Genomic DNA, 19301 nt, shown 5'->3' with positions numbered 1-19301 from the left:
CGGCCGGCGCTCCACTGTCGTTCGGTGTCCCATAGACATACATACGGTATGTATGTAAAAGTTGATCGGTACCGACCGCATTGGAGACGAACCATGGCAACCAGTACATCCCTCGGACCCGCACGCGAAGTGGACCTGCCCGGAGGCCGCGTCCGCTACCACGACACCGGTGACGGGCCGCCCGTCGTATTCGTGCACGGCCTATTGGTCAACGCCGATCTGTGGCGCAAGATCGTGCCCGACATCGCCGCGGCCGGCCACCGCTGCCTGACCCCGGACTGGCCCTTCGGCGCACACGAGATTCCGCTGCCCGCAGCCGATCTCACCCCGGCCGGGATCGCCGATCTGATCGCCGCCTTCCTCGAAGCGCTCGACCTCACCGATGTGACGATCGTGGCCAACGACACCGGCGGCGCCATCACCCAGATTCTGCTGACCCGGGATCGCTCCCGGATCGGCCGGGTGGTGCTGGCCGCCGTGGACAGCTACGGCAACTTCCCGCCGCAGCCGTTCAAGATCCTGCCCTATCTCGCCCGGGTGCCCGGGTCGATTCGCCCGCTCACCGAGGCGCTGCGCTGGCGGGCGCTGCATCGGCTGCCCTTGGTACTGGGCTGGGTGGCCAAGCGGCCGGTGCCGCCCGAGATCGGCGATTCCTACCTGCTGCCCAGCCGCCGGTCCGCGGACATCCGCCGGGACCTGCGGCGCGTGCTCCGGACGCTGAACAAGAGCTACACCCTGGCCGCGGCCGCCGAATTCGCCGAGGTGAAGGTCCCGGTGCTGCTGGTCTGGGCGCGCGAGGACAAGCTCTTCCCGCTCGCCGACGCCGAACATCTGGTCCGTGACCTGCCCGATGCCACCCTCACGGTGATCGACGACTCCTACACCTTCCTGCCCGAGGATCAGCCCGAGTTGCTCACCAGGTCGATCCTGGAGTTCACTCGGCTGCATGCCACGCCGTAGCCAGGAGGATCGCTCGCGCGCCACCCGGGCCGCGCTCGAGGAGGCCGGACGCCGGCTCTTCATCGAGCGCGGCTTCGCGGGCACCTCCGGCGCGGATCTGGTGGCGGCCGCGGGCGTCACCCGCGGCGCGCTGCACCACCACTACGGCGACAAGCGCGGGCTGTTCCTGGCCGTGCTGGAGCAGATCGAGGCCGAGGCCATGGCCGAGATCGAAACCGCCATGGCCGCGGGCGATCCCGCGGATGTGATGGGCGGCATGGCCGTGGGCGTCGGCCTGTTCATGGAGATCTGCACCCGGCCCGCCATGGTGCGGATCGCGCTCATCGACGCCCCGACGGTGCTCGGCTGGCAGGCGTGGCGCGAGTTCGAGAACGCGCACGGGCTGGGCCTGATCACCACGCAGCTCGAACGCGCCCGCGCGGCCGGGCTGATCGGCGACGTCCCCGTCCAGGTCCTGGCGCAACTGCTGCTCAGCGCGCTGAGCGAGGCGTCGCTGATCGTCGCGCACGCGGCGGATCCCGACACCGCGCGGGCACAGGCCCAGCACTCGATCATGCTCTTGATCGCCGGCATCCTGCGCCCCTGAGCGCGGTCGAATCAGGTCGTCGCGTGCCGTCGCAGGAATTCGTGCGCGGCAGTGAACACCGCGTCCGGCGCTTCCAACTGCGGCCAGTGGCCGATGTTCTCGAGGCTCACCACGTCCGGGTCCGGAATCACCTCGCGATAGCGCGCGGCCATGTGCGCACCCGAATTGGGATCCACCGGCCCGTTGATCAGCCGCAGCGGGGCCGGCGTCCGCAACAGCGCCCCGACCCAGCGCTCCCGGAACTGCTTGCGCTCCTCGATGAATCGGCCCACCAGGTGTGAGACGAAGCGCCCGCGGTTGTGGAACAGCACCTCCAGCAGCACCCGCATCTCGTCGTCGGTGGGCTTGGTGTCCGGGCCGAACATCTCGCGGGTGGCCGCGGACACGACGGAATCGGTCATGAGCGGCCCGAGAACGTACCCGAGCGGCGAGGTCAGCAGTCGCTGCACCAGGCGGGGCCGGTAGACCTCGATGAACAGCCCGCCGTTGAGGAAGACGACCGCGTCGATCCCGGCCGCCGGGACCCCGTCGTTCCGGCGGGCCAGGAGTTCCTGCGCCACACTGACTCCCAGATCGTGGGCCAGCATCAGGGTGTGTTCCACCCCCAGATGCGCGAGCAGCGCGTCGTGCATGTCGGCGTGGTCCAGGACGCTGTACCCGTGCCGGACGGGCTTGTCGGAGAAGCCCATTCCCAGCATGTCCGGCGCGATCACGTCGTAGTGCGCGGTCAGTTCGGGCCAGATGCGGTGCCAGTCATAGGAGTTGTACGGGTATCCGTGCACCAGCAGCAGGGTGGGGCCGCTGCCCTCCCGGATGTAGAAGATCCGGTTGCCGCCGTGCTCGAAATACTCGCCGCGCTCGATCCAGTCCACGAGTTCGGGTCTCATACGATCTCCTGCCGCACTGCGAAGCCATCGGACGTTCCGATCCTGCCCGACTCGATGCGGTCACCGCGAGCGCGGGGCGTCGTGAGCGTGCTCGCCCCCGATTTTCAATCAGTGATTGAACCGTCGATTGAAACGTGTTCTACTGGGCGGGTGGTCCGAGTGAACGATGATCTGTCGACGCGGCAGAAACTGCTGGCCGTCGCCGAGCGGCTGCTGCTGGAATCCGGGTACGACGCGGTGTCGGTGCGGGCGGTGAATGCCGCGGCGGGTATGAATCCGGCCTCGGTGCACTACCACTTCGGCTCCAAGGAGGCGCTGGTCGCGGCGCTGCTGGAGGATCGGCTCGCGCCGATCTGGCGGCAGCAGCTCGACGCGGTGAGCGAGCGCCGGGCGCAGGGCTGGATGCCCGCGATCACCGAGCTGGTGGACGTGGTGGTGGACCCGCTGGCCGAACTCGCCGACGACCCGGTCGGCAGGCTGCGCCTGCACCTGCTGGCCCGCGTCGTGCTGGGCGGTCGCGAACAGGCGTGGAGCGCCGAATGGTTCGCGCTCGAACCGTGGGCCGATCTGCTCTGCGCCATCCGGCCCGAGCTGTCCCCGCGCGCGGCCGCGGCCCGCTGGGGGCTGGCCTTCACCCTGGTCCTGGAGTACTTCGGCGACCCGCTCTCGGCCGCGCCGCGCACCCGTCAGGTCCCCGTGGACTCCCTGAAAACCTTTGTAGTGGCAGGACTTACGCACTGATGACCGAGATCTTCGCACCGGCCCGGCTGGGCCCGGTGCTGCTGCCCAACCGCATCATCAAGGCCGCGACCTTCGAGGGCGCGACCCCGCGCGCACTGGTCACCCCCGAACTCATCGACTTCCACGTCCGGCACGCGCGCGGTGGGGTGGGGATGACCACGGTCGCCTACTGCGCGGTCCTGCCCGAGGGCCGCACCGACCGGCACCAGATCTACATGCGACCCGAAGCCGTTGCGGGCCTTCGGGAATTGACCGACGCGGTGCACAACGCCGGAGCCGCGGTATCCGCCCAGCTCGGCCACGCCGGGCCGGTGGCCAACGCCGCGTCCAATAGGCTGCCCGCGTACGCACCGCATCGAATTCCGAGTCCGCTGGGCATGCGAATGATGCGCCGCGCCAGTGCGTCCGATCTGCAACGCGTGGTCACCGCGCACGCGGACGCGGCGCGGCTGGCGATCGAGTCCGGATTCGACGCGGTGGAAATACATTTCGGGCACAACTATCTGGTGAGTTCGTTCCTGAGCCCGCGTTTGAATCGCCGCCGCGACGAATACGGCGGCTCCGTGCGCAATCGCGCCCGGCTGGCGCTGGATATCGCACGCGCGGTGCGTGATTCGGTCGGCGATGCCATCGCGGTCACCGCCAAACTCGGCATGGACGACGGCGTGCCCGGCGGTTTCGCCATCGACGACGCCGTGCAGGTGGCGCAATGGCTGGAGGCCGACGGCAGCGTCGATGCCCTGGAATTGACCGCGGGCAGCTCCCTGCTCAATCCCATGTACATCTTCACCGGCGAGGCGCCGCGCCGGGAATTCGCGGCCGCCTTCCCGCCGCCCATGAGCTGGGGGTTGCGCCTGGCCGGCCGGCAGTTCTTGCGCGAGTATCCCTTTCGGGAGGCGTACCTGCTGGATCGGGCCCGGCGCGTGCGCGCGGAGACGAAACTCCCGCTCATCCTGCTCGGCGGCATCACCCGCCGCGAGACCATCGAACAGGCGCTCGGCGAGGGCTTCTCGTTCGTGGCCATGGCCCGCGCGCTGTTGCGCGAACCCGATCTGCCCAACCGCCTGCGCGCCGAACCGGGCACCGCCTCCCTGTGCATTCACTGCAACAAATGCATGCCCACCATCTACTCGGGGACCCATTGTTTTCTGGCCGCGACGCCGGGGTGAGAACGACACCCCGGGAATCCCGGTTATCGGCGACGGCCGATAACGCGACATAGACTGCTCCACCGGCGGGGTGCTGCTCGAATCCGAATTCGGTTAGTGACGCTGGGAGAATTGCATGGCGCGACGGCGTATTTGGGCTGCTCTCTCCGTATCGATCGCCTGTCTGGCTGGAACGCTCCTCGGTGTCCCGGCCGCGGCGCAACCGCCGGTCGACGATTCACCGGGTTCGCGGCTCGTGCTCGGTGCGGCCCATCTCCCGCCGATGCAGGCGCTGTTGCAGATCTCCCGGCAGCTCTTTCCCGAGGGCGGTCCCTACCTGCCCTGGACCTATCAGCTGCCGCCGGCGCCGATTCCGCACACGCCCGCGCACGGCGTCTGCCCGAGCGGCTCGGATCAGTGCATCGACGACACGATCGCCGAGATGGAAGCCCGTGCCGCGGTCATGCGCCGGGAATGCGACGACAACGCGCCGCTGCTGCTGAGTTATTTGCACACGACCAAGGGGGAGCGGGAAATCGCCAGGGCCAGTGGCGGTTTCCAGTATCCGGCCCATGTGAACGATTGGTCCACCAGCTACGCGCACCACTATTTCGACGCCATCGACAATTACTACCGCAACGGCCGGCCCGACCTGGTTCCCGAATCCTGGCGGCAGAACTTCCGCGCCTCGGATGACCACTCCCTCACCGTGTTCGGCAACGTGGCCGCCGCCTACAACGCGCACATCACCCACGATCTGCCCATCGTGATCGCCGAAATGGGCGTCACCGCCCCCGACGGCGCGTCCTACAAACCCGACCACGAGAAGATCAACGCGCTGCTCGCGGCGGCCGAACAGGGCACCGTCCAGGAACTGGCCGTCCTCTACGGCGCGGCGGATCCCGCGATGGCGGCGCCCTACGAGACCGAGCCCCTGACCGCCGTGGCGTTCGGCCAGGTGATCCAGATCTGGCGCGAATACGCCTGGCGCGGAGCCGAACAGCTGCTGCTGGCCCCGACCCCGGCGGCGAAACAGGAGGTGGAGAACCAGATAGACGCCCTCTCCAACCTGCTCGGCGACATCATCCTGCGCCTGTTCGCCCGCACCGACCCGGCTCCGCATCACTCGCACTGCCCGGCGTCCTGAGCCGGTGTCCGTCGATCTCGTAACCGCCCGCCTGGCCAGCCGGGCGGGCGGGAGATCGGGAGCGGGGATAGATTGGCTCGTTCAGTATTCCTATGCGAAAGGGGTCACTCCCATGTCGATCGCCGCCAACAAGGTCGTATCCATCGAGTACACCCTGACCGATGACGAGGGTGAGGTCATCGACACGTCCGTCGGCGACGCGCCCCTGGAGTACCTGCACGGGGCGGAGAACATCGTGCCCGGACTCGAGCGCGCGCTCGAGGGCAAGGCCAGCGGCGACGAGGTCAAGGTCGTCGTCGAGCCGGAGGACGGCTACGGCGAGTACCTGGCCGAGCTGGTGAGCACCGTGGACCGCAGCGCCATCGAGGGCGTGGACGAGATCGAGGTGGGCATGGAGCTGGCCGCCGAATCGCCCGACGGTGAGATGGAGATCCTCACCGTGCGCGAGGTGGCCGGTGACGAGGTGACCCTCGACGCCAACCACCCGCTGGCCGGGCAGCGCCTGACCTTCGAGGTCCGCGTGGTCGACATTCGCGATGCCAGCGCGGACGAGCTCGCCCACGGCCACCCGCACGGTGACGACGACCACCACCACTGATCGGCTCGGCCGACCTGCCGCGCCGATCGCGTGGCGCGGGTCGGCTCCGCTGCCCCGCGCCGGCCGCGACCGCCTCGCGGGCGTAGTCGGCGACATCGACGGGTTCGCGCCCGAGTAGGTCGCGGACCGTGCCGATGACCCCGGAATTCCGCCCGCCCAGCAGGTCGCGGCGATGACGTGCACGAGCGTCTCGGCGTCAGAGCGGCCCGAAGAAGCCGACGACCCGGGCGATCCGCCCCGCGGCGTCGACCTCGATGAAGTCGATGCCGGTCGGCAGCCGGTTACCGTCGGCCTCGACCACCCGCCACTCGAATCGAGCGACCCCGTGATGCCCGTCGATCCGGCTGGTCCGGATGACGATCGCCCCCGGCCGCTGCGTCAGCACCGAATCGATGTGCGCCAGCAGCTCTTCGGCCCCCGCCGCGTGCACCAGCGGGTCGGTGTACGTCGCCCCCTCGCCCCACACCCGCGCCAGGATCTCGCGCCGCCGCGCCGGGTCGGGATCGCTCCACGCCGTGCAGTAGGTGTCCACCAGCTGTTCGAGAGTTGAAGAGGGCTCGGTCATGTCGACATCCTCGGGCTCGCAGGTACGTCCGAATTCTCCCACCACCGCCCGGTCCGAATCGCGTTCCGGTTTCCGGGTCCTCGATGGCGCGCGCGAATTCCTCAGGCGGGGAACAGGATTTTGGTGAGCAGATCGGTCAGGGTCGTCCGCTCGGCGGGGGTCAGGGCGGCGAAGGTCTCGTCCAGGAAACCGGGGATCTCGCGCTCGGCGGCGGCCAGGGCGCGACGACCGGGGTCGGTGAGCGTCACCGCGTAGGCGCGGCGGTCGGCGGGATCGCGTTCGCGGCGAACGTATCCGGATTTCTCGAGGTCGTCGGCGATGCCGACCATGACGCTGCGGTCGATGCGCAGTTCGGCGCTCAGGGCCTGCTGGGAAGAAGGGCCGACGGCGGCGAGCATCTTCAGCACCAGGTGCTGGCCCACCCCCAGTTCGGTATGCGCGGCGGCGGCTTCGGCCGCCCGCGCCACCAGCGCCGAGGCGCGGCACAGTGCGATATCCGGTCGTTCCGCCGCGAGTTCGGGGAGGTACGGGGACTGTGCGCGCGGATCGGTCCTGGCCATGGGCGCATTCTAACGCAATCATCTGTGTGCAGATCATTTGACGGCAGATGATCGCCGCCCTATGGTCATATCGTCTTGGTGCAGATGATTTGTGAGCAGACGAAATTGAGGCATGCGATGTCGTTGAACCTGTCCGCCGATGAGGTCCTGTCCACCACCCGGGCCGTGCGCCGCCGCCTCGACCTCACGCGGCCCGTGCCACGGGCGCTGATCGAGGAGTGCGTCGACCTCGCGACGCAGGCGCCCACCGGGCGCAATCGCCAGCGGTGGCACTTCCTGGTCGTCACCGATCGCGATCAGCGCGCGGCGGTGGCCGACATCTACCGCAGGGCGGTGCATCTCGCGGAGGGGATGCCCCTGACCTCCCGCGACGTGTATCGCATGAACGCGCACGGATCCTGGCCCCGGATCGCCGAAGGGGTGGACCACCTGTACCGGCACATCCATCGGGTACCCGCCATCGTGATCCCCGCGGTCGAGGGCCGCACCGACCGGACCTCGGTGACCGAACAGGCCGGGACCTGGGGTTCCATCCTGCCCGCGGTCTGGAGCTTCATGCTCGCCGCGCGCGCCCGCGGCCTCGGCACCGTGTGGACCACCGCGCAGGCGCCGCTGGAGCGGGAACTGGCCGGGGTTCTCGGGGTCGACCACGACCGGGTCATGCTCGCCGCGTTCATCCCGCTGGCGTACACCGTCGGCACCGATTTTCGCCCGGCGCAACGTGTTTCCCGGGACGAGGTGCTGCACTGGAACACCTGGTGAGCCGAACGCGCGGCCGTGCGCTGCCGCTCGCACCGAGCCCCGAAACCAACAATGCCCCCGACCGGAATCCGGTGGGAGCATCGCTGTCACGGCACTTCGGGGGTGGAGCCGGTGGTTATCGAGCGGTGCGAGTGTGCCTTACGCGCAGCAGCGCGAAGCCCAGTGGCAACTCGTCACAGGTGGTGATTTCCAGGCCGACCGCGCCCAGCAGTTCCCGGAACTGCGTGGTGGTGCGTTCGCGCCCGCCGACATTGCAGAGCATGTGCAGATCCCAGGCCGGCGTCAACGACCGTGAATCATCTTCGGGGAGCAGCCTTTCGATGATGTACAGCTGCGCGTCCGCGGTCATGGCGGCGGCGCAGCGGCGCAGGATCGCATCGCATTCGGCATCGGCCCAGTCGTGCAGCACCCGCGAGAGCAGGTAGATATCGCTCCCGGAAGGCACGGCCGTACCGAAGAAGTCGCCCGCGACCAGCTCGCACCGGCCCGCGACATCCGCCCGTTCGAAGGTGACGCGAGCGCGGTCCAGTGTGCTCTCGCGTTCGAAGAGCACACCGCGCAGTTCGGGATTCACCGAGAGCACCCGCGCCAGCAGCTCACCGTTGCCGCCGCCCACGTCGACCACCGTGTGCGCCGCGGCGGTATCGATGAGATGCCCGACCCGTCCGAAGATCGCCGCACTGGCCGCCATCGCGCTGTCGAACAGCGCCGCCCGCTTCGGATCCGCGGCGAAGTACTCGAAATGGTGCCTGCCGAAATGCTCGTCGAACGCGGTGTTCCCGGTGCGCACCGCGAAGTCGAGCGCCCCGAACGATTCGTAGAAGGCTCCGCCGTACAACCGGGCCAGCGCGTGCAGCGAATGTTCCCGTTCATTCGCCAGCAGCGCCCCGGTGTCGGTGAGCGCGAACCCCGGCCCGGCGGGCTCGACGACCTCCAGATCGTGCAGGTATCGCAGTAGACGACCGAGCGCGTCGGAATCGGTGCCGGTCAGGGTGGCCAGCTCGGCGACGGGGAGCCCCGGTGCGACGGCGAGCCGGTCGGCGATGCCGAGTTCGGCGGTGACCGCCAGCGCCTGGGTGGTCCACGCCCCGGTCAGCAGGCGCAGCAGGCGATGGCCCGATTCCTGGGTCTCGCCCAGATGCGTGCCCAGCACCTCCGGATGGTGGCCCGCCACATGCAGTTCCAGCCGCCGGTAGGACAGCGCTCGCCCGCTCGTACACGCGAAGTAGAGAATCGTCGCGTCCTCGTGCGGGTTGTAACCGCCGCCGTCCGAGCGCATCTTGCCGCGACCGGTCAGCACGGCCCGCAGGCCGTTGAGGGTGATGTCGTCGATCTCGCCGGTGGCGAGCGCGAGATGCGATTCGGCGGAGTCGGCCCGCTCGGCCGCCGCGATCTGATCGTGCTCGCCCATGAGCACGAAAACCTCTATCTCACAATCATTTCCGTCCGCAGCCGGAATGTCCGCCCGGACGATGCGGACGGGCAACCGGTCGTCCCGGACGCCGTGCCGCACGGCTAGTCTGCGCCGTACGACGGTGCTGGGTCCGTCGGCGACGGGGACGAGGCCGTGCGCGGTGAACAACTTGTCGAGTTCCCCCGCGTCTTCGGGGAATACCAGGACCGCCGTATGCGCGAATGTGCAATGCCCCGCCACCGCCGCGTGTTCGGCCGCGGTCAGTTCGGGCAACATCTCGGCCAGTACCGCGGCGGTGTCATGGGTTCTGACGAATCGCACAGCCGCGCCGAAGCGTTCGCTGTCGATCGAATCCATCCGGGACGGTACTGCCAGCGAACGGGTCACGCATCCTCCTGTGTCAAATGCCGACGTAGTTCTCCGCGAAGAAGTCCTGATGTGTTCTCGAGCCGGCCAGGCTGTGCAACCGGGCACGCTGTAGCTCGCGTTCGAAACCGGGATTGGGTCCGGTGGGCGGGTGCAGCAGCCCGATCATCCAGTGCGAGAACTCGTGCGCCCGCCGGATACGCGGTACGCAGTCGTCCGAATAGCGTTGCAGCGCCGAATCATCGGCGGACCGCAACGCCGCGGTGAGCGCCCGGGCCAGGGTCTGCGCACCGAGAATCGCGAGATTGGCGCCCTTGGCGGCGGACGGGCTGATCGAGGAGGCCGCGTCGCCCACCAGGAACAGTCGCCCCTGCTGAATCGGATCGAGGATCTCCGATCGCAGCCGGACCAGCCCGCGTTCGATGATCGGCCCCTCGCGCAGGGCCCCGTAGCGCTCGGCGCCCAGCCGGGCGGCCAGCGACTCCCAGATGCGTTGCTCACTCCACTGATTCGGCTCCTCGTTCGATGCGCACTGCAGGTAGTAGCGGGTGATGCCGGGGCTGCGCGGCATCTGCCCGGCGAAGCCGTCGGGGTGCACGCCGTAGATGACGGTGTCGCTGGTCGGGGGCGCCTCGGCCAGCAGTGCCAGCCAGGTGATGCCGTACTCGCAGGTGGACCGGGGCGTGGTGATGGTCGCGCGGGCCAGGCCGCGCGCGCCGTCGCAACCCGCGAGGTAGCTTGCGGTGAAATGGAGTTCGCCGCCGTCGGTCGTGCGCGCTCGCACGCGCGGCCGATCCCCGCGATGGTCGAGAATCTGCTCCGCGGTCGTGTCGCAACGCAGTTCTCCACCGCGTCGCAGATATTCTGCTACCAGATCGGTGACAAGCTGCTGTTGCGGATACACCGTGTGCACTTCCCGCCGTCCGAGTTGCCCGTAGGACAGCTCGAAACGATCGGTGGTGCTGCGGAATTCGCAGGTCTCATGGGTGCGCCCGCGCGCCCGCAGGCCGGCGTCGAGGCCGTGGGCGCTCAGCACCGCGACGCTGCCGGGGGCCAGGAATCCGGCACGCGCACGCTGCTCGATGTGCGCGCGACCGCCGCGCTCCAGGATCACCGTGGTGATTCCGGCGGCCTGCAGGATATTGCCGAGTACCAGACCGGCCGGCCCTGCTCCGAGGATGAGGACCTCGGTGGTGTGATCGCTCCGCCCCACAGACATGGGATCGGAGCCTAGATCAACTCGGGCCCTTGGACCGTGCTGCGTGGTGCCGCGTGTCGCGGCGTGATTCCAGCCTTCTACCTGCACGGAATCCCGACCGAGCGGTTCGTATCGTGTGTCGGCGCGGCCGTTCTCGAATGGCGGCGGCCCCATCGCAATACACTTCGAGTGTTCTCGTTCGTTCAGGCAGACGCCGTGTCTCGACCCTCTCGAGAGGGGTAACGACCGAAATGATCATTGCCAGATTCACCGCCGCGCTCGCGGCCGTCATCACGCTCACCGGGGGACTGCTCACCGCGGGCTCCGATACCGCCGCGGCGTACGGGCCCGCCTCGTGCGATCTCGCGGATCCGTTGCGGCCCACCGCCGAACTGTTCGGCACCTGGAACACCGCCACGATCACCGATCCCGCCGACCCGCGGCTGAACGACCCCCTGACCCAGTTCGAGCTCGAGGTGAACCTCACCGCGGCAATGGAACTCGGCCTGACGGTGCACTCCGAACCCGTCGACGGCGTCTTCTGGTCCCAGGATTCGCAGCGGATCACCTACGAGCCGGCCCGCCGCTTCGAGCTGGCCTGCACCGGCCGCGACAACCTCTGCTGGATCGCCGACGATCTGAAGGTGCGGTACCGGCAGGAAGCGGTGCTCGGGATCGAGTTCCTGCCCGCCGATCACGAACGCGCGGACGGCTTCCTGGTCCGGGTGCCCGGCGTCGACCTCGCCCGTTTCCACGACGCGCTGCTCGCCGATCCGGTGGCGCGCGACCGCCTCGGCGGCGGTTCCCTGACCGAGGACGGCACGCTGATCCTGGTCGCCGATCGCGCCGATCTCGATGTTGCGCGGACTTTCGTGGAAAGCATGGGCGCGCACTGGGATTCGAACTCGGTGCGCTACGGCGACCGCCAGCTCGTCACGGGCTACTGCTTCCCCGGCGTCTATTTCTGATCGGCCTTCCGGCGCACCATCTCGCCGATCCAGCTGGGCGCGAACGGTGAGGTGCACCCCGGTGCGGTCGGGTAGTCCTTCAGCACTTCGAGCCGCTCACCGATGTCCACGGCTCGCGCGCGCAGTTCCGGGCTCTCGATCCCGATCTGCGCCAGACAGTGATTCATGGCCCACTGCAGGCGTTCCGGCGCGTCCTTCATCTCGGCCTCGATGACATCGAGCAGTCCGGGCAGATCCAGTCCCGCGGGCCGCTTCGCCACCCGCTCGACCGTCAGCGCCCACCCCGCGCTCGCCACCACCGGGTCCGGATCGGCCAGCCACGCCACCCGCAATTCCTCCGCGTGCGGGCTCTTCTGCACCACGTAGCTCACCAGCCACCCGTGCACCTTCGGCGTCCGCGCCGCGCGCAGCATGACGTCGAGCTCGTCGCGGTCGAAGGCCTTGGGCCGGCAGATCAGGATGCTCAACAGCCGCGCCGCGCCGTCCCCGGTGTCCCAGAGTTGCCGCGCCAGGTCCGGCTGGGTCTTCAGGCGCTTGGCGACCGCCCGCAGCTTGGTCAGGTTCACCCCGTGATCGTCACCGTGGCGCTCGTTGACGGCCCGGACCTTCGGCTCGTCCATCGCCCGCAGTTCGGCCACGACCTCGGCCACCGTCACCTCTGGCATCCCGGCCTCCTGTTCCTCGACGTACGACCGGGTCCAGCCTACGAACCCACCCGTGTGACCTGCGCGCCCCGGTGTTCGCGGACTCGCGGCGGTTCCGGGCTGAACATTCGCGGGCGGCTGGATAGAGTGGGGCGGTTTGATCTTTGATTAGGAGAAGCGCGCCCATGGGATTCCGGCCTCGCCGATTGCTGTCGCGTCCTGAAGTCGTTGCGGCGCTGTCGTTCTCCGGTGTGCTCACCCTGGGCGTCGCGCTGGTCCCGGCCGCGCCAGCCCTCGCGGCGCCGACCCGGCCGTGGGCCGCCCCGCCGGTGAACGAGTGCGGGGAGACGGGATTCGACCCGCTCGCCCGGCAGCCGCAGCCCGGATCGGTGACGCCGCAACCGGATATCAAGATCCCGGTACCGGTGCCGCAGCTGGTCCCCGTGCAGATTCCCGGCCCGAAGCCGGACGCCACCCGCATCGACCCGGTGGCCCTGCCGTCCGACCCGTGCGCGAACCCGTGCCCGGAGGTCCGGTCCGACGCGCCCGCGAATCCGGCCACGGATCCCGGCAGCGGGAGCGGGGCGAGCCTGCCGCGGGTGGAGATTCAACCCGATCCCGAGCCGATCCCGATTCCGGTCCCGGGCGGGGAGGGCCCCGAGCCGCAGGAACCGCCTGCCGCGGCCCGGCAGCCCGACGCCCCCGCGCCCGCCGCCGCTCCGGTGGCCGCGCCACAGCTGGACTCGGTGCGGCTGGTCAATCAGGTGACCGGGCACGGGTCGCCCAATCGCACCGATATGCGCTGGTCGGTCGACGGCACCGATCTCGGACTGATGTGGGAGACCAGGCCCGGCCAGGTCGCGGTCGTCTTCGGCGACACCTTCGGCAGGGGCTGGAAACCGATCGGCGCGGGCACCGATCAGCAGGACTGGCGCAGCAACGTCATCGGTTACAGCAGCAACCCGGACCTGTCCGCCGGCCTGATCCTGGACGATTTCGTCCAGGACAGCAGCTGCCACGCGACCGAGATCCTGGACAGCCGCAAGATCAAGAACTTCGAGCACACCACCATTCCCACCTCCGGGTTCGCCGTCGGCGACCGCCAGTACCTGACGTACATGTCGATCAATCGCTGGAGCAAGATCCCTGGCATGTGGTGGACCAACCACGGCGGCATCGCGTGGTCCGACGACAACGGCCGCACCTGGACGAAATCCCAATGGGCGCGCTGGGACAACCTGTTCGGCGCGGGCCGCTTCCAGGTCGCGACGATGGTCCCGCACGGCGATTACGTCTACATGTTCGGCACGCCCAACGGCCGATTCGGCACGATCGGCCTCGGCCGCGTCCCCGCGACGCAGGTCCTGAACAAATCCGCCTACCAGTACTGGATCGACGGCACCTGGGTGGCGGCCGACGGCGCGAACGAGTTCCGCGCCACCCCACTGGTTTCCGGCACCGCCAGTGAGCTCTCGATCCGCTACGACCGCGAATCCGACCGATGGCAGATGGTCTACCTGGACTCGGCCACCCAGTCGATAGTTTTGCGCACCGCCGCCGAACCCCAGGGCGCCTGGTCACCCCCCACCACGCTGCTGACGACCGAGGACTATCCCACCGCCTACGGTGGCTTCCTGCACCCCTGGTCGACCGCGAAGGACCTCTACTTCACGATGTCCGCCTGGAACAGCTACAACGTCTACCTGATGCACGCGACGCTGAAGTGACCCGCGGCGGCCGGTTCGACGGCCGCGGGTCGCTCAGTGGGAATCGTTGGTGTGCACAGCTTTTCGGATCAGGTACAGCAGGGCTCCGACGGTTACCACCGCCGCGCCGGTCAGGACCGCGGGGGTGGGGAGGGTGCAGGACAGGGTCAGACAGCCCAGGAGGCCGAGCGCGGGAAGCGCTCGGGGCGGGCGGTTTTCGGCGGGGGTGAGGGTCCAGGCCGCGGCGTTGGCTATCGCGTAGTAGAGAAGGACGCCGAAGGACGAGAAGCCGATCGCGGTGCGGAGATCGGCGGTCGCGGCGGTCGCGGCGACCAGCAGGCCGATCGCCAGTTCGGCGCGGTGGGGGACCCCGAAGCGGGGGTGGACGGCCGACAGGGCGTGGGGGAGGAAGCGGTCCCGCGCCATGGCCAGGGTCGTGCGGGAGACGCCGAGGAGCAGAGCCAGTAGGGTGCCGAGGGCGGCGACCACCGCGCCGGCGCGGACCACGGGTGCGAGCCACGATGCGCCGGCGGCGTGGACGACCTCGGTCAGCGGGGCGGTCGCGGTGGCCAGGCCCTGCGGGCCGAGAACGCTCAGCGCGGCGACGACGACGGTCGTGTACACCAGCAAAGTGATGCCCAGCGCGAGGGGAATCGCGCGCGGGATCGTGCGGGCCGGGTCGCGCACCTCCTCGCCGAGGGTGGCGATGCGGGCGTAGCCCGCGAAGGCGAAGAACAGCAGGCCCGCCGCCTGCAGCACACCCAGGACGGTCAGATCGGAGTCGGTCTCCAGGCGGTCGGCGTGCGCGGCACCGGAGGCGAACACCGCGACGACCACCGCCGCGAGCACCGCCAGCACGACCGCCACGATGATCCGGGTCGCCAGCGCCGACTTCTCGACCCCGCGATAGTTCACCGCCGTCAGCGCGACCACCGCCGCGACCGCGATCACGTGCGCGTGCTCCGGCCAGGCGTACGCGCCCACCGTCAAAGCCATTGCGGCACAGGACGCGGTCTTGCCGACCACGAAACACCAGCCGGCCAGGAAGCCCCAGAACTCGCCGAGCCGCTCCCGTCCGTACACGTACGCCCCGCCCGACACCGGATACCGGGCCGCCAGCCGCGCCGACGAGGTCGCGTTGCAGTACGCCACCACCGCCGCGATCCCGAGCCCGAGCAGCACCCCCGACCCCGCGGCCCGCGCCGCCGGCCCCAGCGCGGCGAAGATCCCCGCCCCGATCATCGACCCGAGTCCGATCACGACCGCGTCGGTCAACCCCAACCGGCGGCGCAGTTCGCCGCTCGCGGGCGTCGGTGCAGTACTGGGCGCCATGCCAAGAGTCTCGCCGAAACCGGCAGCTCGCGCGCCCCGAGCGACCCTCCGGCCGGTGCCGCCGTCGTGGGCCCGGTCGGCGGATGCCGCTGCGGCGCCGGCGGGCCCGGGTCCGCCGCGCCCCGGTCGATCATTCGCCGAGGTCGAATCGGATTCCGGCGCGGAGCATGGTGGTGGCGGGCAGCCCGATCAGGTCGCGGAAGGTCTCGCTGAAGTGGGAGGGGGTTGCGAAGCCCGCGTCGATCGCGGAGCGGGTGAGGTCGGTGCCGGTTATCGCGTCGCGAATGGTGCGGGACATGCGAACCCAGCGCTGGTAACCGCGGAACGTGGTGCCGTACTGCTCGGCGAACAGCCGCAGGAAGTGCGTGGTGGACAGGCCGAGGCCGGCGGCGACCCGATCGGCGCGGAACGTGCGGGCGGGGTGGGCGCGAATCGCGTTCGCCACCGCCTCGATTCGCGGATCGGCGGGCCGGGCCTCGCCCGTGATCGCCAGCCGGTAGATCCGATCCGGATCGGGGCGCTCGGCGGCGCACAGCCGGATCAGCTCCCGCTCGCGGCGGTGGTGCAGGCCGAAAGGGCCTGCCGTGCGGTTCATCTCGTCCGTGATGGCCGGAATACCGGCGGGCTCCACGAACAGTGCGAGAATCCAGCCCGCGGTGGCCACGATGCGATGGGGCGTGCGCGCCGGGGCGAACGAGCTGCGCGTGCGAATCACCCCGTGCGCGCCGGTGTGCAGTTCCAGTGGCGCGTCCAGCCCGACGCTCAGCATCGCGACCGCGGGCGCATGCCGGTCGACCCCGAGATCCGGTCCTACGTATCCGATATGCCCGGGTCGCATCCATGCCACCGGCGTTCGCGCCGGGCTAACCGGTTCGATCCGCACTTCCGCCAGGGTAGCGCCACCGCGCCCCGCCGCGGCGACGCACGGGCATCTGCCCCGCGTCCGAGCAAAACGCCCACGCGGCGTGGCCCGAGGTCCGATAGTCGAGATGCCACTACCAACGCTTTGCCACCTGATGATCCGCACGGCGGGAGAAGCACGATGACAAGCCTTGATAACGCAGTGACCGGTGAGATCGCCCCCGCCGCGGGCGCGGCCGCGGATGCGCTCGGCGAGATTCCGCCCGGAATCCTGAACGGGCCGAGCGGGCTCGGCACCCAGCTCGCCCGTCGATTCTCACCACGGCCCCCGGATGCCGAAACCGAACCCGCCACCGCCGCAACCGCTTCCGGCGACCACTGCGCACCCGGCGCACAACGCCTGGGCGAGAGCGCCTTTCACATCCCGCTGCGCCGCCCCACCGCCGATATCGAACCGTATCGGCTGGTCGAATGGGGCGACGGCTCCGGCCCCCCGCTGTACTGCGCACCGGTGGCCCGCGTCGACGATCGCCTCGCCGCAGAGGTCGACGATCGCCTCGCCGCCTGGGCGGCGTCGATCGGCTGCACCGAGGACGAGGTCGGCAAGCTGCGCCGGACCGGATACGGCCGCCTGGTCACGCTGACCCACACCGATTCCGAGGATCCGGACCGCCTGCTCGTCGCCGCGCAGATGAACACCGCGTGGTGGATGGCCGACGACTACTATGCCGACGATTCGGCCCTGGGCGCGGAACCGACCCGGCTCCCGCAGCGCCTCACCCTGGCCATGGCGGCCCTGGATCCGGTCCCGGACGCCGGCGAGTTCAGCACGCCCCTGAACGAGGTGCTGCGCGAGGACAAGGTGCTGCGCGCCTTCGGTTCCGCGGTCTCGCACCTGCGCAGGCACGCCACCCCCGACCAGGTGCAGCGCGCCTGCTACGCCACCTTCTCGATGTTCGTGTCCTGGACCGCCTACGCCGCGTGGCGGCACACCGGCCAATCACCCACGGCCTGGGAGTATCTCGCCGCCCGTCAGCACGACAGCTTCTACACCTCGATGACCCTCATCGACCCCGTCGCGGGCTACGAACTCCCGGCCAACCTCTTCTACGACGACCGCGTCCGCCGCGCCGCGTTCCAGGCCGGGACGATCGCGGTCCTGGTCAACGACCTGCTGTCGGTGAAGAAGGACGCCGCCGACGAGAACCCCGTCTGCAACATGGTGCTCCAGATAGCCGCCGACCGCGCCTGCTCGGTGGCGACCGCCGTGGAGATCACCGTGGAGCTGCACAACAGGATGGTCCGCGAGTTCGAGGCCGGACACCTTGCCCTGCGCGCGATTCCGTCCCCGGAACTGCAGCTGTTCCTGCACGGCGTCCGCAATTGGATGGGCGGATCCTTCGAGTGGCACAACACGAATCCCCGGTATCGCTGAGGCGGGGCGGCGACGGAAACCCTTCGTCCGCACCGGATTCCAGTGCGGACAAGGGGAAGCCCGGGCCTGTCGAACAGGGCGAACCTGTGGCGCTGCCGAATCTCTTAATCCCCGTGCGTCATTCGCCGTTCAGATAGGTCACCAGCTCCCGGGGCAGCCCGTGCGTATCGTGCAGATACCGGTAGTCATCCTCGGTCAGCTGTTCGCCGAAGCGACTGTGGGACAGTACTTTTCGCCCTCGCCGCAACAGCAGCTCGAACCCGCGCTCCTCCTTCAGCAGCAGGGTGCGAACATCGTCCGGCCGCATCGACTGCCCGAAATGATCCAGGGTGCCGCCGATCAGCTCCACGGGCAGATCGGACAGCGTGCGCGTGGGATCGTCCCGCCACAGCGTGGTCAAGGTGCGGCGCAGCAGTCGCCGCAGAATATGACCGCGCCGGGTGGGGGAGGGAACGACCCCGTCGCCGAGAATGACGATGCTGGAGCGCACATGGTCCGAGAGCACCCGCACCGACCGCTCGTCCAGCGTGTCCCAGAGTCGTGGCAGCGTGCGCACCCACGGCCGGAACAGGTCGATCCCGTAGACGGAATCGCTGTGCCCCAGCACCCGGACCAGGCGTTCCAACCCCAGCCCGGTGTCGACCCCGGGCCGCTCCAGCGGCTCCAGACTCCCGTCGGAATGCCGGACGTAGCGCATCATGACGTGATTCCAGACCTCCAGCCAGCGGTCGTCGGTGGTCGGTGTCCCGCACGGCGTTCCCGCGCCGGTCCAGACGAAGAACTCCGAATCGGGGCCGCACAACCCGGTCGGCCCCGACCACCAGTTCTCCCGCGTGGTCGGCTCCACCGGCAGGCCGAGTTCGCCCCAGGTGTCCCAGGATTCGTGATCGGGCCCGACCTCGTCGTCACCGCCGAACACGGTCACGTGCATCCGCCCGGGATCGATGCCGAAGCCGTCGCGCAGCAGTTCCAGCCCCCAGCGCAGGCTCCGCGAGCCGTCGTAGTCGCCCAGCGACCAGGAACCGAGCATCTCGAACACGGTCAGATGGGTGTCGTCGCCGACCTCGTCGAGATCGGTGGTGCGCAGGCACCGTTGCAGATTGGTGAGCCGCCGGCCCAGCGGATGCGGACGGCCGCGCAGGTACGGGGTCAGCGGATGCATGCCCGAGGTGGTGAACAGCACCGGATCACCCGGCGGCGGCACCAGCGAATCGCCCGGTGTGAACCGGTGCCCGCGGTCGCGGAAGAAGTCGAGAAAGGTCCGGACGGTTTGATCGGTCGTGATCACGGTTGCTCCATCGAGGTGAGGACGACCGGAAACGACCCGAATACCAGGTACGGCAGGCACACCGACAGCGGACCGTTTCCGGTCGCGCGGCGGGGAGAATCAGGTCAGGCAGCGGCGACCGGCGAGCTGGAAGCT

The 19301-nt window shown here is 69.3% G+C and carries 19 protein-coding genes; 10 read left to right on the top strand and 9 right to left on the bottom strand.

Annotation, left to right across the window (positions count from 1 at the left end):
• Positions 1–93: 93 nt before the first annotated feature.
• Entirely contained in the window at positions 94–960 is an 867-nt protein-coding gene (locus ACFVBH_RS16765) for an alpha/beta hydrolase (protein WP_354985248.1), read from the top strand.
• Positions 947–1546, top strand: a complete 600-nt coding sequence (locus ACFVBH_RS16760; RefSeq protein WP_354985247.1) for a TetR/AcrR family transcriptional regulator — start codon at positions 947–949, stop codon at positions 1544–1546. The genes ACFVBH_RS16765 and ACFVBH_RS16760 overlap by 14 nt, the downstream gene beginning before the upstream one ends.
• Before the next feature lie 11 nt (positions 1547–1557).
• Here ACFVBH_RS16760 and ACFVBH_RS16755 read toward each other — a convergent pair whose 3' ends face one another.
• Entirely contained in the window at positions 1558–2433 is an 876-nt protein-coding gene (locus ACFVBH_RS16755) for an alpha/beta fold hydrolase (RefSeq protein WP_379002345.1), read from the bottom strand.
• A 159-nt stretch (positions 2434–2592) separates the two neighbouring features.
• Here ACFVBH_RS16755 and ACFVBH_RS16750 point away from each other — a divergent pair, with 159 nt between their 5' ends.
• From ACFVBH_RS16750 to ACFVBH_RS16735, 4 genes are all read left to right on the top strand, one after another.
• Positions 2593–3174 (top strand): helix-turn-helix domain-containing protein, encoded by a 582-nt coding sequence (locus ACFVBH_RS16750; protein WP_354985245.1) that lies wholly within the window; start codon positions 2593–2595, stop codon positions 3172–3174.
• On the top strand, positions 3174–4343 hold the full coding sequence (locus tag ACFVBH_RS16745; protein WP_354985244.1) for an NADH:flavin oxidoreductase: 1170 nt from the start codon (positions 3174–3176) through the stop codon (positions 4341–4343). The genes ACFVBH_RS16750 and ACFVBH_RS16745 overlap by 1 nt, the downstream gene beginning before the upstream one ends.
• Positions 4344–4578: 235 nt before the next feature.
• On the top strand, positions 4579–5469 hold the full coding sequence (locus ACFVBH_RS16740) for a DUF5995 family protein (protein ID WP_379002344.1): 891 nt from the start codon (positions 4579–4581) through the stop codon (positions 5467–5469).
• 112 nt (positions 5470–5581) lie between these two features.
• Positions 5582–6067, top strand: a complete 486-nt coding sequence (locus ACFVBH_RS16735; RefSeq protein WP_354985242.1) for a peptidylprolyl isomerase — start codon at positions 5582–5584, stop codon at positions 6065–6067.
• A gap of 196 nt (positions 6068–6263) precedes the next feature.
• Here ACFVBH_RS16735 and ACFVBH_RS16730 read toward each other — a convergent pair whose 3' ends face one another.
• Both ACFVBH_RS16730 and ACFVBH_RS16725 read right to left on the bottom strand, forming a co-directional pair.
• Positions 6264–6632, bottom strand: a complete 369-nt coding sequence (locus ACFVBH_RS16730) for a nuclear transport factor 2 family protein (RefSeq protein WP_379002343.1) — start codon at positions 6630–6632, stop codon at positions 6264–6266.
• Positions 6633–6733: 101 nt separating this feature from the next.
• Positions 6734–7192 carry a MarR family winged helix-turn-helix transcriptional regulator gene (locus tag ACFVBH_RS16725; protein WP_379002342.1) on the bottom strand — a complete coding sequence of 153 codons (459 nt, stop codon included), beginning with the start codon at positions 7190–7192 and terminating at the stop codon, positions 6734–6736.
• Between the two features lie 117 nt (positions 7193–7309).
• Between ACFVBH_RS16725 and ACFVBH_RS16720 the strand changes: the two genes are divergently transcribed.
• Positions 7310–7954, top strand: coding sequence for a nitroreductase family protein (locus ACFVBH_RS16720; protein WP_354985239.1), 645 nt, complete (start codon positions 7310–7312; stop codon positions 7952–7954).
• Between the two features lie 115 nt (positions 7955–8069).
• Here ACFVBH_RS16720 and ACFVBH_RS16715 read toward each other — a convergent pair whose 3' ends face one another.
• Both ACFVBH_RS16715 and ACFVBH_RS16710 read right to left on the bottom strand, forming a co-directional pair.
• Complete coding sequence (locus ACFVBH_RS16715) at positions 8070–9755, bottom strand: methyltransferase (RefSeq protein WP_379002341.1); 1686 nt, start codon at positions 9753–9755, stop codon at positions 8070–8072.
• A gap of 13 nt (positions 9756–9768) precedes the next feature.
• Entirely contained in the window at positions 9769–10953 is a 1185-nt protein-coding gene (locus ACFVBH_RS16710) for a 4-hydroxybenzoate 3-monooxygenase (protein ID WP_379002340.1), read from the bottom strand.
• Between the two features lie 230 nt (positions 10954–11183).
• Between ACFVBH_RS16710 and ACFVBH_RS16705 the strand changes: the two genes are divergently transcribed.
• Positions 11184–11900 (top strand): hypothetical protein, encoded by a 717-nt coding sequence (locus tag ACFVBH_RS16705; protein ID WP_379002339.1) that lies wholly within the window; start codon positions 11184–11186, stop codon positions 11898–11900.
• Here the strand turns inward: ACFVBH_RS16705 and ACFVBH_RS16700 are convergent.
• Positions 11891–12565 carry a DNA alkylation repair protein gene (locus tag ACFVBH_RS16700; protein WP_379002338.1) on the bottom strand — a complete coding sequence of 225 codons (675 nt, stop codon included), beginning with the start codon at positions 12563–12565 and terminating at the stop codon, positions 11891–11893. The genes ACFVBH_RS16705 and ACFVBH_RS16700 overlap by 10 nt on opposite strands.
• A gap of 164 nt (positions 12566–12729) precedes the next feature.
• Between ACFVBH_RS16700 and ACFVBH_RS16695 the strand changes: the two genes are divergently transcribed.
• On the top strand, positions 12730–14271 hold the full coding sequence (locus tag ACFVBH_RS16695) for a DUF4185 domain-containing protein (protein WP_379002337.1): 1542 nt from the start codon (positions 12730–12732) through the stop codon (positions 14269–14271).
• 33 nt (positions 14272–14304) lie between these two features.
• Here the strand turns inward: ACFVBH_RS16695 and ACFVBH_RS16690 are convergent, their stop codons facing one another.
• Both ACFVBH_RS16690 and ACFVBH_RS16685 read right to left on the bottom strand, forming a co-directional pair.
• A complete protein-coding gene (locus ACFVBH_RS16690; protein WP_379002336.1) occupies positions 14305–15582 on the bottom strand; it encodes an APC family permease in 1278 nt (425 codons plus the stop codon).
• A 130-nt stretch (positions 15583–15712) separates the two neighbouring features.
• Positions 15713–16420 (bottom strand): helix-turn-helix domain-containing protein, encoded by a 708-nt coding sequence (locus ACFVBH_RS16685; protein WP_379002335.1) that lies wholly within the window; start codon positions 16418–16420, stop codon positions 15713–15715.
• Between the two features lie 204 nt (positions 16421–16624).
• Here ACFVBH_RS16685 and ACFVBH_RS16680 point away from each other — a divergent pair, with 204 nt between their 5' ends.
• Positions 16625–17878, top strand: a complete 1254-nt coding sequence (locus tag ACFVBH_RS16680) for a family 2 encapsulin nanocompartment cargo protein terpene cyclase (RefSeq protein ID WP_379002334.1) — start codon at positions 16625–16627, stop codon at positions 17876–17878.
• A 118-nt stretch (positions 17879–17996) separates the two neighbouring features.
• Here ACFVBH_RS16680 and ACFVBH_RS16675 read toward each other — a convergent pair whose 3' ends face one another.
• A complete protein-coding gene (locus ACFVBH_RS16675; RefSeq protein ID WP_379002333.1) occupies positions 17997–19166 on the bottom strand; it encodes an alanine--tRNA ligase-related protein in 1170 nt (389 codons plus the stop codon).
• Between the last annotated feature and the right edge of the window lie 135 nt (positions 19167–19301).

Origin of the sequence: Nocardia sp. NPDC057668, from assembly GCF_042799795.1 — a bacterium.
GTDB lineage: Bacteria > Actinomycetota > Actinomycetes > Mycobacteriales > Mycobacteriaceae > Nocardia.
This window is presented reverse-complemented; position numbering and strand designations above follow the sequence as displayed.